Genomic DNA, 14,987 nt, shown 5'->3' on the forward strand with positions numbered 1-14,987 from the left:
CGCCACCGGCGCGGCATCCGGCGCAGCGGGCGCCAGCGCCAGCACCGCCGGCTGGCCCTGATCGGCGCCGTTGACGGTAACGCCCATCAGCGCGGCGACGCGCTGCGGCGCCAGTGCCGGGTCGGCCATGCCGGCCCATTGGGCAATACGCTGATTGGCGGCAAGCGGCGCCAGATCAAGCCCGGCCACCAGGCGCGCATCCTTCCAGCGACCGGCCAGCGCATAGGCATAGGCTAGGTTCTGGCGGGTGCGGGCATTGGCCGACGGATCCTGGATCGCGGCGGACAGGATGCGGACGCCTTCTGTCGGATCACCGGCCATCGCCAGCGCCAGGCCATAATCGCCCGCCGGCACATTGTCGGTATTGGCGGCCAGCAGATCGCGCGCGGCGTCATTCTTGCCCAGCGCCACCTCGACCAGCGCCAGGCTGACGATGGTGCGCGAATCGCGGTTGCCCAGGGTCATCGCGTCGGTGAAGGCCGTCTCGGCCGAAACGAAGCGGCCATCCAGCACATAGGCACGGCCCAGCAACTGGCGATATTGCGCATTGTCGGGCGCCGCCTGCACGGCCGCTTCCGCTGCCTGCACCGCTTTTGCGCCGTCACGATCGGCCAGCGCCTTTTCCGCAGCCTCGGCCGGCTTGCCGGGATTGGCGTGCTTGACCGCCGCCGAACGCGGATGGAATGCCGCGCCGGTGCAGCCGACCATCGTCGTCGCCACCATCAAGGAGGAAACGGCCGCCTTGCCAAATGCCGTTCGTTTCATGACCTTACCCACCTATAATCAAAGATCGCCGCGTCAGTGCGGCAATTGCTGGGCAAGCCGATCAATCTCGGGCAGCCCTTCGAGGAAAGCATCCAGTGCTTCGGTAACAACTTGTTGCGCCGACCGGCCGGTCACCGCCGCCGCCAGACGCAGCTTGAGATGACGGCTCGCGTCCAGCCGCAGCGTGAAGGCCGCCTTGCGTGCGTTGTCGACCGCCATCGCCTTGGGCGGCGCGGCGCGCACCGACGCCGGCTTTGCCCGCATCGGCTTGGCAGCCATCACCAGTTCGGCCGGTTCCGGCTCGGCTTCCACCGTCTCGGGCAGAACGACCTGTGCCACGCGCTCGGCCAGTTCCTCGCGTTCGGTCACGACCGCCGGCACCGGAACCGGCGCGAGCACCGTGGTCATCGGCGTCAGGCCGGTGGCAACGGGCGCGGTCGGCGCGGCAGGCTCGTCATCGTGCATCGGCACGTCGAAACCCATGTCGTTCCAGCCCAGATCATCGGACACCATGCCGGCATTGCTCGGGCGACCAAAGCCCAGCATCGGGCGGCGCATCGCCGGCGTGGCCGCGCCCTTGCGCGCCAGCAGGCCGGACGTCAGGGAAGCGATCGGTTTGGCTTCAGCCATGATAGCCCCCTTTTCTTACTGCACGACGCGGCGGCCGAAGCCACCACCGGCGGGACGCGAAGCGGCGGCGGTGCCGACGCTGTTCTGGGGCACGGAAAAGACCGTGCGGCGGAAATTCTTCTCGAGGCGATCGGAGATATAGCTCCACAGCCCGGTCACTTCGGCGGCCGACTTGCCCTTGGGATCGACCTCCATCACCGTGCGGCCGTCGATCATCGAGGCGGCGAAATCGGTGCGATGGTGCAGCGTCACCGGCGCCACCGTGCCATGCTGCGACAAAGCGACAGCGGCTTCGGAGGTGATGCGCGCCTTGGGCGTCGCGGCATTGACGACGAAGATCAGCGGCTTGCCGGCGCGCTCGCACAGGTCGACCGTGGCACCGACGGCGCGCAGGTCATGCGGGCTCGGGCGGGTCGGCACGACGATCAGTTCGGCAACCGAAATCACGCTCTGGATCGCCATGGTAATCGCCGGCGGCGTATCGATCACGGCCAGCTTGAACCCCTGCTGGCGCAGAATTTCGAGATCGGCGGCCAGCCGCGCAACCGTGGTCTGGGCAAAGGCGGGATATTCGGCCTCGCGCTCGTTCCACCAGTCGGCCAGCGAACCCTGGGGATCGATGTCGATCAGCACGACCGGACCGGCCCCGGCCAACTGGGCCTGTACGGCCAGATGACCGGACAGGGTCGTCTTGCCCGATCCGCCTTTTTGCGATGCCAATGCCAATATGCGCACGCGCCTTCCCCCAGGTAAATCCAGTTCCGAAACGATTTGGCATGGCGCCGCCTAAAATTCGGTTAACTGATCTGGCAACCTTGTTGAGGATCACCTATCCCCGGTTTCACATCATGGATCCGGCAATGCTAAGAAGACGTTAACCTTGTTTGACGATAGTGCCGGACGAATATTCCGGTCTGGAGCATGGATATGAAGCCTATCTGGGGAGCCATTGCGTTCGGCACGCTGTTGACGGCCGCCTTGCCGGCGCTTGCCGATGTGAAGGCCGGCGTCGATGCCTGGCAGCAGGGCGATTATGCCAAAGCGATCACCGAATGGCGCCCGCTCGCCAATGCCGGCGATCCCGATGCGCAGTTCAATCTGGGCCAGGCCTACAAGCTTGGCCGCGGCGTTCCGGCCGACCTCAACAGCGCGGTCGACTGGTATCGCAAGGCGACGGCGCAGGGCCATGCCCGCGCCGAGGATAATCTGGGCCTGCTGATGTTCCAGCAGGGCGATCGCGCCGGGGCCATGCCCTATCTCCAGCATGCCGCCGCCCGCGGCGAAACCCGCGCGCAATATATTGTCGGCACCGCCCTGTTCAACGGCGACATGGTCGGCAAGGACTGGGTCCGCGCCTATGCGATGATGACCCGCGCCTCCGCCTCCGGCCTGCCACAGGCGACCACCAGCCTGCAGCAGATGGACAAATATATCCCCGCCGACCAGCGCAAGCAGGGCCTTGCCCTGGCCTCGTCGATGGAGGCGCAGGAAAAGAGCCTGGCCAGCGCCAGCCTGACCCTGCCGGCGACAGCGGCACAGCCCCGCCCGGCTTCTCCCGCCCCGGCACCAGCAAAGCCAGCTCCCGCACCCATGACCCAGGTCGCGGTTGCCAAGCCGCAGCCGGTCGCGCCCAAGCCGGCACCGGAGGCAGCCAAACCGGCGCCCTCCAAGCCCACGCCACCCAAGCCCGCGCCGTCCAGGATGCCGGCACCGGCTGCCGGCGGCGACTGGCGCGTCCAGCTTGGCGCGTTCGGCGACGAAGGCCGCGCCCGTGCGTTGTGGAGCCAGTTGACCCGCAAGGTCAGCGGCCTCTCCGGCTATCAACCCTATCTGGTCAAGGCCGGCAGCATCACCCGCCTTCAGGCCGGACCGATCGCCACCAGCGCCGACGCCTCGCGCCTGTGCAGCAGCATCAAGGCCGCCGGCGCGGACTGCATGCCGAAGAAGAACTAGGCACCCGAGCGCGGGCGCCTAATCCGCGCCCGCGCTCGCCAGCATCCAGGCGCGAAACCGTGCCAGTCCCGGATGGCCACCAAGCCCCGTGGGATAGACCAGATAATAGGCCTGCTCGCTCGACAAGGGGCGATCGAACGGGATAACCAGGCTGCCCGATTCCAGCTCCGGCCGGATCAGGAAGCTGGGGATCAGCGCCACGCCCGCCCCCGCCACAACCGCCTGCGCCAGCATCAGGAAATGCTCGAACGCCGGCCCCGGCGGCAACGGCCCCGCCTCGACGCCCGCTGCCGCGAACCAGCGCGCCCAGGCGTCCCGTCGCGAACTCTGGCTCAGCAGCGGCTTGCCCAGCAGATCGGCCGGCGACCGCAGCACATTGGCCGCCAGCCAGTCCGGCGCGCAGACCGGCACCATCTGTTCGCGAAACAGATAATCCTGCGCCACGCCGGGCCATTCCTCCGGCAGGCCATAATGGATCGCCGCGTCAAATTCCTCCTGCGCGAAATCGAACGGGTCGGATCGCGACGCGAAATCCACCACCAGATCAGGATGCAGCGCGCTGAGGCCCGGCAGGCGCGGCGCCAGCCAGCGCATGCCGAAACTGGGCAGGGTCGCGATCCGCAGCGCCCCCTGCGCCCGCCGCGCCGCCACCCGCCGGGTCGCCCGCCGGATGCGGTCGAGCGCCGGACGGATCTCCTCGGCATAGGCCTGCCCCGCCTCGTTCAGTTGCACCCGTCGCCCGACCCGGTCGAACAGAGGCGTCTGCAACCAATCCTCCAGCAGCGCGATCTGGCGGCTGACCGCGCTCTGGGTCAGCCCCACCTCCACCCCGGCGCGCGAGAAGCTGCCATGGGTCGCGGCCGCATCGAAACTGTTGAGCGCGCTCATCGGCGGCAGCCATTTGCGCGCCCTATCCATTCCCGTTCCGCATCAAGTGATGACAGCTCCCTATTTGCGCGACCCACCCTATCCTGCGATAAGGGCGCTGTCATCGTGGAGCGTTCTTATGTCGTCGCAGAATGAAGGAAGCATCGTCGCCCTGGTTCAGTCGGTGCTGGGCGAAGACGCCGGCAAGGCCGCACTGGACGCGCTGGCGATCGATCCCGCGCTGCTGGCGCAAAGCGGCCCGACCGTCAGTCGCGCCGCCTTTGCCATGGCGATGAACGTCATCCTGTTCCACGACCTGCTCGAACGGGTGCCGAGTGGCGCGGCCTATGTCGCCGACACGCTGGCGCGCGGCGGCCGGGTGATGTTCGACCATGGCGCGCTGCGCACCATCCGTTTTGCCGATGGGCCGACCGGCGCCCTGCCCGTTGGCGAGGATGCCTTCACCCGCATCTTCCTGCCCTTGGGCTACCGCATGGCCGCCCTCTATCCGCTCGATCGCCTCAAGATGACCGGCCGCGCCTATGTCCATGTCGACGCGCCCGAGGCGATCCCGCAATTCTTCCTGTCCGAACTGCATGTCGACCGGTTCGATCCAGAATTTGGCGAAGCGGCGACCCGCATCTTCGGCACCTCGCGCGATCCGCTCGATGCCCCGACCATCGCCCTGCTCGACCGCTATGCCGCCGGCGAACCGGTCGGCTTCGATGACGCCGCCACCGCCCTGCCTGTCATCGTCTCCGCCTTCGACCGCCAGCATGAACCGCCGGCCTTTGCCGATTATGAGCTGCTGCTCTCCCGCTCCAACGAAGCCGCCTGGATCGCGACCGAGGGCAATGCCTTCAACCATGCGACCGATCGCGTGCCCGATGTCGCCGCGCTGGCAGATCGCCTCAAGGCGGAAGACCGGCCGATGAAGCCCAAGCTGGAAATCTCCGCCACCGGCCGCGTCCGCCAGACCGCTTTCCGCGCAGACAGTGTCGAACGCCTCTTCGCAGATCGCGACCTGCGCACTGTTCCCGGCTCCTTCTACGAATTCATCAGCCGCGATATCGACCCGGATACCGGCCGGCTGGACCTGGCCTTCGACACCGGCAACGCCACCGGCATCTTCGCCATGACCAGCGCCAAGGCTTGATCGCAGCCCCGGCTTGGGGCAACGCCTCGGCAGAATTGCTGGGAGCCGCAGAGTGAACGACAAGACCATCCCGTCCTGGATATTGACCCTGGTCTGTGCCGATCGCGTCGGCATCGTCGCGGCGGTCAGCCAGTTCCTCGCCGAACGGGGCGGCTTCATCACCGACAGCCAGCAATATGCCGATCGCGAGGCCGGCCTCTTCTTCATGCGCGTCGCGTTCGAGGCGACCGACACCGGCATGCGCTTCGACACAGCCGGTCTGCGCGACGAATTTGCCGACATCGGCACCCGCTTCGCCATGGACTGGCGCCTCACTGAAGCGGCAGAACGCCCGCGCATGCTGATCGCCGTGTCGAAGGGGTCGCACTGCCTCGCCGACCTGCTGCACCGCTGGCAGACCGGCACGTTGGCGGTCGACATCATGGGGGTGGTGTCCAACCATCCCGACATGCGCCGCATCACCGAATGGCACGGCATCCCCTATCATGAGCTGCCGCTTAATGGCGACAAGGCCGCGCAGGAGGCCGCCCTGCTCGACCTGTTCGATCGCAGCCGGTCGGAATATCTGATCCTCGCCCGCTATATGCAGGTGCTGTCGGAAAATCTGGTCGATCGGCTGGCGGGCCGCTGCGTCAACATCCATCACAGCTTCCTGCCCGGCTTCAAGGGCGCCCGCCCCTATCACCGCGCCCATGAGCGCGGCGTCAAGCTGATCGGCGCGACCGCCCATTTCGTCACCGCCGATCTCGACGAAGGGCCGATCATCGAACAGGCGGTCGAGCGCGTCGACCATCGTGCCACCGCCGACGACATGATCCGCATCGGCCGCGATATCGAGGCCCAGGTGCTGGCCCGCGCCGTCGGCTGGCTCGCCGACCGACGCGTGCTGCGCAATGGCGGCAAGACGGTTGTGTTTCGCTAGGACGGCTAAGCGGCCCGACATCCGTTCGGTTCGAGCCTGTCGAGAACCCTATTACGCGCCTTCTCGACAAGCGCGAAGCCAACGGCCGTTAAAGTTCCAGCCGCGCCCAGAAATCGCCCGGCGCCAGCACGGCCTCAGCACTGCGATTGCGCTCGACGCGCGACCAGCTGCTATGGGGAATGTGGATTTGCGGGGTCTGGTCCTGCCGCTGCTGGCGGACACGAGCTTGCTTATGGGTCATCGTCTTCTCCTTTTGCGGGAGGAACACGAAACCGGGCGTTGTCGCTTGGGTACCGTGCGCTTTAGCCGTTGGTGACGCGGAGCAAGCTGACATCCTTCAAAAGCCGCGGAGCGAAACGCTCAGCACTCTATCTACCGATCCAGTTGAGAAAGGCAAAATAGCTTATCTTGTGCCGCGACCATCCGGGCTTTGCCCGGACGGCCCGCGATCAGCCCAATTGCTCAGCCAAGCCGCGCCGCCTGCCAGCGCAGATGATCGTCCATGAAGCTGGAAATGAAATAATAGCTATGGTCATAGCCTTCGCGCAGATTGAGCGTCAGGTCGATGCCCGCCGCGTCGCAAGCCGTGCGCAGCAATTCGGGGCGCAACTGCCCCTCCAGGAAGCTGTCCCCAGCGCCCTGATCCACCAGCAGCGCATCGATCCGCGCTCCATCCTCGATCAGCGCGACCGCGTCATGCTTGCGCCACGCCGCCCGGTCCGCGCCCAGATAGCCGCCCAGCGCCTTCTCGCCCCAAGGCACCTGCCCCGGCGCCACGATCGGCGCAAAGGCCGACACGGCACGATAACGATCGGGATAGGTCAGCCCGACGGTCAGCGCACCATGGCCGCCCATGCTGTGCCCCATGATCGACTGGCGATCCATGTCGGCGGGGAACTGCTCGGCGATCAACGCCGGCAATTCCTGCGTCACATAGGACCACATGCGATAATGGGCGGCATAGGGCGCCTGCGTCGCATCGACATAGAAGCCTGCGCCCAGGCCAAAGTCCCAGGCGCCGTCCGGATCGTCGGCCACGCCCTCGCCGCGCGGCGAGGTATCGGGCGCGACGAAGATCAGGCCCAGTTCCGCGCAGGCCCGGCGGAACTCGCCCTTCTCGGTCACATTGGCATGGGTGCAGGTAAGGCCGGACAGATACCAGACCACCGGCAGCTTCGTGCCGGGCGCATGCGGCGGCACGAAAACGGAGAAGGTCATCTCTGTCCCCGTCTCGCGCGAGGCATGGCGATAGACGCCCTGGATGCCGCCAAAGGCCTGATTGGTCGAAACCGTCTCCACTTGGCTCTCCCTTCCTCAGCCGATCCGATGCAGGCCGCACAGCTTGTTGCCGGCGGGATCGCGCAGATAGGCGAGATAGAGCTTGCCGAAACCGCCCTCGCGCACGCCCGGCGGATCTTCGCAAGCCGTGCCACCCGCCGCGACCCCGGCCGCATGCCAGGCATCGGCCTGCTCGGCCGATGTCATGCGGAAACCGATCGTGCCGCCATTGGCATGGCAGGCCGGCTCCCCGTCGATCGGCTTTGTCACCATGAACAGCGCGCCGTCATGCATGTAGATCAGCCGCCCCTTGTCGTCCTGCATCGCCGGCTTGCCGCCGACCGCACCGAACAGCGCGTCATAAAAGGCGCGCGAAGCGTCGAGATCATTCGATCCCACCATCACATGGCTGAACATGGTCACTCTCCTGTTGGGTTATCGGGTCAGAAGACGACGACGCTGCGGATGCTCTCGCCCGCATGCATCAGGTCGAACCCCTTGTTGATGTCCTCCAGCCCCATGACATGGGTGATCATCGGGTCGATCTCGATCTTGCCGGTCATGTACATGTCGACGATCTTGGGCACGTCGGTGCGGCCCTTGGCCCCGCCAAAGGCCGTGCCGCGCCAGTTGCGGCCCGTGACCAGCTGGAACGGGCGGGTACTGATTTCCTTGCCGGCCTCGGCCACGCCGATGATGATGCTGGTGCCCCAGCCGCGATGGCAGGCTTCCAGCGCCACGCGCATCACTTCGGTGTTGCCAGTGGCGTCGAACGTGTAGTCCGCGCCACCATCGGTCATCGCGACGATCGCGGCGACCACCTCCTCGCGGCTCATGCCCCTGGAGTTGAGGAATTCGGTCATGCCGAACCTGCGGCCCCATTCCTCACGATCGGGATTGATGTCGACGCCGATGATCTTGTTCGCACCGGCCAGGCGCGCGCCCTGGATGACGTTGAGGCCGATGCCGCCCAGGCCGAAGATCACGACATTGTCGCCCACCTGCACCTTGGCGGTGTTGATCACCGCGCCCACGCCCGTGGTCACCCCGCAGCCGATATAGCAGCTGCTCTGGAACGGCGCGTCCTCGCGGATCTTGGCCAGCGCGATCTCGGGCAGGACGGTGAAGTTGGAGAAGGTCGAACAACCCATATAATGAAAGATCGGCTGGCCCTTGTAGGAAAAGCGGGTCGTGCCGTCGGGCATCAGCCCCTTGCCCTGGGTCGCGCGGATCGCGGTGCAGAGGTTCGTCTTGCCGCTCAGGCACGACTTACACTGGCGGCATTCGGGGGTGTAGAGCGGGATGACATGGTCGCCCGGCACCAGGCTGGTGACGCCAGCCCCCACTTCGCGGACGATGCCCGCGCCCTCATGGCCCAGGATCGAAGGGAAGATGCCCTCGCTGTCGAACCCGTCCAGCGTATAGGCATCGGTATGGCAGATGCCGGTCGCCATGATCTCGACCAGGACTTCGCCCGCCTTGGGGCCTTCCAGATCGACTTCGACGATTTCGAGGGGCTTCTTCGCTTCGAAGGCGACGGCGGCGCGGGTTTTCACGGCGGGCAACTCCCATGACTGGCGTGAACGGGCGCCCCGAGGACGCCCTGTTAAAAGCATTCCCGGCGTTCATATCGGTTCCGGCAGCAATTGCCAGCCGATACCGCTGTCAAAAGGAGAGGAAAATCCAGCAGGATCCGAAAAAAACAAAGCGCATCCAGCGACTTGCATCGCCAAATGGATCGCCCTGCCTTTCCCGGTCGCGTCCTGTTTAGAAGGACACGTTGTAAATGAACCAGCCCAGGATCAGCAGGCTGCTCACCAGACAGATACGATCGCCGAAGACATCAATTCGAGACATCTGACACATCCTTCACCCAAAAGACGATCTGCGCCGCCTGTTGAGGAAGAATACATCAGATAAATGGACGTGGGAACAGCAATCTCACGACAAAACGTGCCGCCGGGGCGATGAATGGAAATCACAACATCTTGAAATTTTCGCTGCAGCGCACAGCGATCATTCAACTAATAGAACGATGCCAAAAAGCCGAATAGTGGCAGGTACTTACCGCGGTTCAGCGAAATGCTGCACCGCGGTGGCGCAGGAAGGAGGCAGTCGCCTCCTCCGGCCCGCGATAGGCTTCCTGAAACTCCGCGCTCCAATATTTCAGGTCGTCGAGGTCGATTCGCGCGCCCGATACGGCGCAGAGCACGAACTGCCCCGGCCGTACCACGTCGAAATGCGGCGTGTCATATTGCAGCACCGCCAGCCCCTGAATATCCGCTGCCATCAGTCGCCGGTCAGGATGCGGTCGACCAGCTGCTTCACGGTCGGCACGAACCCGTTCGAATAGAAGGGGTCCTGCTTGAAGCGATAGGCAGCATGGCCGGCGAACAGCAGATTCTTGTCCAGGTCGCCGCCATGGACCGATTCCTGCAGCGACTTCTGGATGCAGAAGCTGCGCGGATCAGCCAGGCGACCGGTCGAGTTGGTCTCGCTGTCCATCCAGCTGGAGAAGCTGCACTGCGACAGGCAGCCCATGCAGTCGGTCTGGTCCTTGCGGATTTCCGCCTTCTCTTCCTCGGTCACGAAGACGAGCGTGTTGTCCGGCGTCTTGAGCGCGGAGGTGAAGCCCTGACCCACCCATTCGCGCGCGCGCAGCAGGTCGCCGACCGTCACCCAGAAATTCTTGCCCTTCACGCCCGCGTCGAGCTGGTGGGTATGGTCGCCTGCCTGCTCGGTGCTGAACGGGATCTGGCGGTCCGACCGCGCTTCGAGCGAGCGCAGGAAGGGATTGCGGATCGCCGAGCTGTAGAAGCCGGTGGGCGAGAATTTGTGCAGCAGCACGTCGCCCGGTTCCAGCTGCATCAGCCGGTCCTTCCAATCCTGCGGGATCGGGCTTTCCTGGGTCAGCAGCGGACGGGTGCCGAACTGGAACATGATCGCACCCAGTTCGGGATTGTCGATCCAGTCGTTCCAGTCCTTGAGCGCCCAGACGCCGCCGGCCATGACGATCGGCACGTCGTCGGAAATGCCGCCTTCGCGCATCGTGGCGCGCAGGTCGCGCACGCGCGGATAGGGGTCCTGCGGCGCACGCGGATCTTCCGCATTCGACAGGCCGTTGTGGCCGCCGGCCAGCCAGGGATCTTCATAGACCACCGCGCCCAGCCATTCCGATGCCTTGGAATAAGCGCGCTTCCACAGCGCGCGGAAGGCCCGGCCCGACGACACGATCGGCAGATAGCTGACATTGTAGGAGGCAGCGATTTCGCTGAGCTTGTAGGGCATGCCCGCGCCACAGGTGACGCCGGCGACCATGCCCTTGGTCTTTTCCAGCACGCCGTGCAGCACGCGCTGCGCACCGCCCATTTCCCACAGCACGTTGATGTTGATCGCGCCCTTGCCGCCGGCAATCTCATAGGCGCGCTTCACCTGCTCGACGGCACCGTCGATGGCATAGGCGATCAGTTCCTCATGGCGGTCGCGGCGGGTGCGGCCATGATAGATTTGCGGGATGATATTGCCCATGGAGTCATAGCTGTCGGCATTGACCGCCGATACCGTGCCGATGCCCCCGGCAGCCGCCCAGGCGCCCGAACTGGCATGGTTGGAAACAGCAACACCCTTGCCACCTTCGACCAGCGGCCAGACTTCACGGCCACCATAGACGATGGGTTTCAAACCCTTGAACAACGACTTCTCCCGCGAAATGAACCGGCCTCCCCAGACCGGTTGAAATGTCGTCCTATAACAGTTTTTGTCAGGGATGACGAACTGTAGGGCGCCCTAGCGCAAAATGTGGGGGCTGGCCAGAGCCTCGCCATATAATGCGGCATAGGCGTCAACCATGGTCTTTTCGTCATAATCGCGCTGCGCCCGCGCCCGGTTTGCCGCCCCCAATGCGGCGCGCAATTGCGGGTCGGCGGCCAGCGTCCCGAGCGCGTCGGCCAGCCCCTGCTCGTCCGCCGCGACGAAGGGGCGGTTGGCCGGCGCGACCATATTGGCGACGTCGCCGACATCGGTCGACGCCACCGGCAGTCCGGCCGCCATCGCCTCAACCAGCGAGATCGGGAACTGCTCGCTGTCCGACGACAGGGCAAAAATGTCGAACAGGCCGATGAAGCGCCAGGGGTCGGTCATGAACCCGGCCAGACAGATATCGTCCAGCCCCTGCGCCGCCGCCTCGGCCAGGATCGCGTCGCGCTCCGGCCCCTCGCCCACCACCACCAGTTGCAGCCGTTCGCGATGGGCGGCCACCGCGCGCACCAGCCGGGGAATATTCTTGACCGCGCGCAGCCCTGCCAGCGTGCCGACCAGCAGCTTGCCCGGCGTGCGCACCAGACCCGGTATCGCATCCGGTGTCGGTGCCTGCGCATAGCGCGCCACATCGATGCCGTTGCGGATCAGATGCACCTTGCCCGCCGGCTGCTTCCACGCCTGATGCGCGATCCGCTCCAGCCGGGCCGACGGCACCACCAGCGCCTGCGCCCGGCCCAGCGCCATGCGCCGATAGAGATTGCGCTGCGGCTTCAGCCCCGCCGCCTCATCGGCGTTGAAGCCATCCTCATGATGGATCAGCGGCGGCAGGCGCATCGACCGGGCGAACAGCCGGTGCGCCATCACCCCGTCCATCGCCCCCCAATTATAGCCCAGCACCAGGTCATAGCCGGACAGGAACTGCGCGATCGCACGAAACCGTGCCAGCCCCGGCCGCCCGGCAAAGGGCGGCGCAGCGGGAAAATCGACCGGCACCTGTGGCGCGATCGCGCTGCGGGCACCCAGCGCCTCGGGCGCAGCGCTGACGATGCTGTGCCGCGCCTTGTCGCCCCAGATGTTCATCAGCCGGATCGCGCGGGCTTCCTTGCCGCCCAAAGTAAAACTGCCATGGATATGCAGGATGCGCGGCGGCTCGCCCCGCCTCACGCCGCCGCCATCAACCACGCAGCACGCGTTCCAGCAGGCGGTCGATCCCGGCCGCCGCCTCCGGCTCGTCCAGTGCCGGCGCATGGCCGACATCAGGCACCGTCACCAGTTCCGCGCTTGCCCCCACCTCGCGCGCCATCCGCTCCGCCGTCGGCGCGCTCAACAGGTCCGATCGGCCGCCACGCAGCAACAGGGTCGGAATGCCCTGAAACGCCGCCATCACCGGCCACATGTCGACACCCGCTTCGCCGCCCGGCGCGCGCAGCGGCTCGGCGATGCGCATGTCATAGTCGAGCACGATCCGCCCGCCGCTGTTCAGCCGATAGAGGCGCTTGGCCATCGCCAGCCACTGCTCCAGCCCATAGGCCGGATAGACATCGCCATTCGCTTCCTCCAGCGCGCGGGCCGCATGGACCCAGCTGGGGTGCGACTGACCCACGCCGACATAGCCGCGAATCCGGTCCAGCCCCGCCTCGTCCAGCGTCGGGCCGACATCATTCAGCACCGCGCCGGCCAGCCATTCGCGATGGGTCGCGGCGATGAGCATGGTGATGATCCCGCCCAGCGACGTGCCGACCGCCACGAAGCGGGTGATCGCCAGGTCCGCCAGCAACCGGCCGATATCCTGCAAATAGGTGAGCGGCACATAGCTCATCGGATCCTTGGCATAGGCGCTTTCCGCGCGCCCCCGCATATCCGGGCAGATCACCCGCCACTCGCCCGCCAGCCGCTGCGCCAGCGGCTCGAAATCGCGCGCATTGCGGGTCAGCCCCGGCAGGCACAGCACGGGCGGCCGCCCGTCCTCGCCGCCCGCATAGTCGCGATAATGCAGCCGCAGTCCGTCCGGGGACCACCAATATGCGTCACTATAGCCGGTCAAGCTTGATCCTTCCGCCCATGCTCCCCCATATCGCCGCATGGACAACAAGCCGCAAGCCGCCAATTACAGCCCCGCCACGGAAATCACCGCGCTGATGCCCGACATCGCCGATCCGGTGCATGCTGCGGACTTTCCGCAGACCCTGTTGCGGTTCCGCAATGATCGCGCCGCCGCCACCATCGGCCTCGATCATCTGAGCGACGCCGAATGGATAGCCCATTTCGGCCGCTTCGCGCCCCTGCCCGACAACCTCCCCCAGCCGCTCGCCCTGCGTTACCATGGCCATCAGTTCCGCCATTATAATCCCGATATCGGCGACGGCCGCGGCTTCCTCTTCGCCCAGATGCGCGACGCGGACGGCCGCCTGCTCGACCTTGGCACTAAGGGATCGGGCCAGACCCCCTATAGCCGCTTTGGCGACGGGCGCCTGACGCTCAAGGGCGGCGTGCGCGAGATTTTGGCGACCGAGATGCTGGAGGCGCTGGGCGTCAACACGTCGAAGACCTTCTCGATCATCGAGACCGGCGAGGCGCTGGAGCGCAATGACGAGCCATCCCCCACGCGCGGCGCGGCGATGGTCCGCCTCAGCCATTCGCACATCCGCATCGGCAGCTTCCAGCGCGCCGCCTATATCGAGGATAATGCGCTGCTCGAAAAACTGACAGACTATGCCCTCACCCGCCTCTATGGGGAGCAGCCCGGCGACAACCCGCCCGCCCAACTGCTCGGCCGCGTGGTCGATCGCACCGCCGACCTTGCCGCCAGCTACATGGTCGCCGGCTTCGTCCATGGCGTGCTCAACAGCGACAATATCAATGTCACCGGCGAAAGCTTCGACTATGGCCCCTGGCGCTTCACGCCGCTCTGGGACGCTAATTTCATCGCCGCCTATTTCGACCATGCCGGCCTCTACGCCTTCGCCCGCCAGGCCGAGGCGATCCACTGGGATGTCGCCCAGCTCGCCGTCTCGCTGCGTCCGCTCAGCGAAGCGCCGCCGCTGATCGAACAGCTCGAACGCTTCCCCACCCTCTATGCCCAGGCGATGCAGCGCCGCTTCTGCTGGCGCCTCGGCGTCCAGCCAAGCACGGACAGCGCCGCCATGACCGAAACCGCCGTGCGCGCGATGATGACCACCGCGACGCCGATCGATATCTTCTTCCACGACTGGCGCGGCGGCACGCCCCGCAATCCGGCGCGTTACAGCGAACCGATCTGGGCCGAACTGCGCGACACGCTGGCCGACCACCCGCCCATCCCTGGCGCCCGCGACCACGCCTATTGGTCGGACGAAGCCCCCTGCTCCATGCATATCGACGAGGTGGAAGCGATCTGGAGCGCGATCGACCAGTCCGACGACTGGTCCCCGCTCCACGCCAAGGTCGCCGCCATCCGCCGCATGGGCGAGGCGCATGGGGCAGCGCCCGCACTGCCGTAAGAAAGGCCCAGACCCGGCAAAGCAAGTGTCACCACACCTGATCGCGTGGCGGAATGGGGTGGGAACAAGACATAGCCCCTCCCTTCCAGGGAGGGGTTGGGGTGGGTTGCGAGCGTAGCGAGCTTCTGCCCTATCGACCGTAGACCGCCGCTACGCGGCGCACCCACCCCCGGCCCCT

General features: G+C 66.0%; 15 protein-coding genes and 1 pseudogene. 4 read left to right on the forward strand and 12 right to left on the reverse strand.

Going from position 1 to position 14,987, the window contains the following annotated elements; genetic code table 11:
• The 3 genes and pseudogenes from A0U87_RS23545 to A0U87_RS23555 form a co-directional block, all read right to left on the reverse strand.
• A pseudogene (locus A0U87_RS23545) lies at positions 1 to 765 on the reverse strand (SPOR domain-containing protein); the annotation flags it as partial.
• Positions 766 to 798: 33 nt separating this feature from the next.
• Positions 799 to 1,395, reverse strand: coding sequence for a hypothetical protein (locus A0U87_RS23550; protein ID WP_048936914.1), 597 nt, complete (start codon positions 1,393 to 1,395; stop codon positions 799 to 801).
• Positions 1,396 to 1,410: 15 nt separating this feature from the next.
• A complete protein-coding gene (locus A0U87_RS23555) occupies positions 1,411 to 2,130 on the reverse strand; it encodes a ParA family protein (protein WP_004212248.1) in 720 nt (239 codons plus the stop codon).
• A gap of 186 nt (positions 2,131 to 2,316) precedes the next feature.
• On the opposite strand from A0U87_RS23555, the gene A0U87_RS23560 reads away from it, so the two are divergent.
• Entirely contained in the window at positions 2,317 to 3,348 is a 1,032-nt protein-coding gene (locus A0U87_RS23560; protein WP_048936915.1) for an SPOR domain-containing protein, read from the forward strand.
• Positions 3,349 to 3,366: 18 nt separating this feature from the next.
• Here A0U87_RS23560 and gcvA read toward each other — a convergent pair whose 3' ends face one another.
• The gene (gcvA, locus tag A0U87_RS23565) at positions 3,367 to 4,266 is read right to left on the reverse strand and encodes a transcriptional regulator GcvA (RefSeq protein WP_048936916.1); all 900 of its coding nucleotides are present in this window, start codon (positions 4,264 to 4,266) and stop codon (positions 3,367 to 3,369) included.
• Between the two features lie 88 nt (positions 4,267 to 4,354).
• Here gcvA and A0U87_RS23570 point away from each other — a divergent pair, with 88 nt between their 5' ends.
• Positions 4,355 to 5,371, forward strand: a complete 1,017-nt coding sequence (locus tag A0U87_RS23570) for a DUF1338 domain-containing protein (protein WP_048936917.1) — start codon at positions 4,355 to 4,357, stop codon at positions 5,369 to 5,371.
• 52 nt (positions 5,372 to 5,423) lie between these two features.
• The gene (purU, locus tag A0U87_RS23575; RefSeq protein WP_048936918.1) at positions 5,424 to 6,293 is read left to right on the forward strand and encodes a formyltetrahydrofolate deformylase; all 870 of its coding nucleotides are present in this window, start codon (positions 5,424 to 5,426) and stop codon (positions 6,291 to 6,293) included.
• Between the two features lie 88 nt (positions 6,294 to 6,381).
• Here the strand turns inward: purU and A0U87_RS26355 are convergent, their stop codons facing one another.
• From A0U87_RS26355 to A0U87_RS23610, 8 genes are all read right to left on the reverse strand, one after another.
• On the reverse strand, positions 6,382 to 6,534 hold the full coding sequence (locus A0U87_RS26355) for a hypothetical protein (protein ID WP_170978462.1): 153 nt from the start codon (positions 6,532 to 6,534) through the stop codon (positions 6,382 to 6,384).
• Positions 6,535 to 6,755: 221 nt separating this feature from the next.
• The gene (gene fghA, locus A0U87_RS23580) at positions 6,756 to 7,592 is read right to left on the reverse strand and encodes an S-formylglutathione hydrolase (protein WP_048936919.1); all 837 of its coding nucleotides are present in this window, start codon (positions 7,590 to 7,592) and stop codon (positions 6,756 to 6,758) included.
• 15 nt (positions 7,593 to 7,607) lie between these two features.
• Positions 7,608 to 7,988, reverse strand: coding sequence for a VOC family protein (locus tag A0U87_RS23585; RefSeq protein ID WP_048936920.1), 381 nt, complete (start codon positions 7,986 to 7,988; stop codon positions 7,608 to 7,610).
• A gap of 26 nt (positions 7,989 to 8,014) precedes the next feature.
• Positions 8,015 to 9,127: an S-(hydroxymethyl)glutathione dehydrogenase/class III alcohol dehydrogenase gene (locus A0U87_RS23590; protein ID WP_048937047.1), complete on the reverse strand. Its 1,113-nt coding sequence runs from the start codon at positions 9,125 to 9,127 to the stop codon at positions 8,015 to 8,017.
• Between the two features lie 518 nt (positions 9,128 to 9,645).
• Positions 9,646 to 9,861 carry a DUF2093 domain-containing protein gene (locus A0U87_RS23595; RefSeq protein WP_048936921.1) on the reverse strand — a complete coding sequence of 72 codons (216 nt, stop codon included), beginning with the start codon at positions 9,859 to 9,861 and terminating at the stop codon, positions 9,646 to 9,648.
• Positions 9,861 to 11,264 carry a nitronate monooxygenase gene (locus tag A0U87_RS23600; RefSeq protein ID WP_004212237.1) on the reverse strand — a complete coding sequence of 468 codons (1,404 nt, stop codon included), beginning with the start codon at positions 11,262 to 11,264 and terminating at the stop codon, positions 9,861 to 9,863. Before A0U87_RS23600 ends, A0U87_RS23595 begins: the two co-directional genes overlap by 1 nt.
• Before the next feature lie 93 nt (positions 11,265 to 11,357).
• The gene (locus A0U87_RS23605; RefSeq protein WP_048936922.1) at positions 11,358 to 12,512 is read right to left on the reverse strand and encodes a glycosyltransferase; all 1,155 of its coding nucleotides are present in this window, start codon (positions 12,510 to 12,512) and stop codon (positions 11,358 to 11,360) included.
• A complete protein-coding gene (locus A0U87_RS23610) occupies positions 12,505 to 13,374 on the reverse strand; it encodes an alpha/beta hydrolase (protein WP_048936923.1) in 870 nt (289 codons plus the stop codon). The genes A0U87_RS23605 and A0U87_RS23610 overlap by 8 nt, the downstream gene beginning before the upstream one ends.
• Before the next feature lie 37 nt (positions 13,375 to 13,411).
• On the opposite strand from A0U87_RS23610, the gene A0U87_RS23615 reads away from it, so the two are divergent.
• Positions 13,412 to 14,809, forward strand: a complete 1,398-nt coding sequence (locus tag A0U87_RS23615) for a protein adenylyltransferase SelO family protein (protein ID WP_048936924.1) — start codon at positions 13,412 to 13,414, stop codon at positions 14,807 to 14,809.
• Positions 14,810 to 14,987 lie beyond the last annotated feature (178 nt).

It is taken from the genome of Sphingobium sp. MP9-4, from assembly GCF_005281675.1.
GTDB lineage: Bacteria > Pseudomonadota > Alphaproteobacteria > Sphingomonadales > Sphingomonadaceae > Sphingobium > Sphingobium yanoikuyae.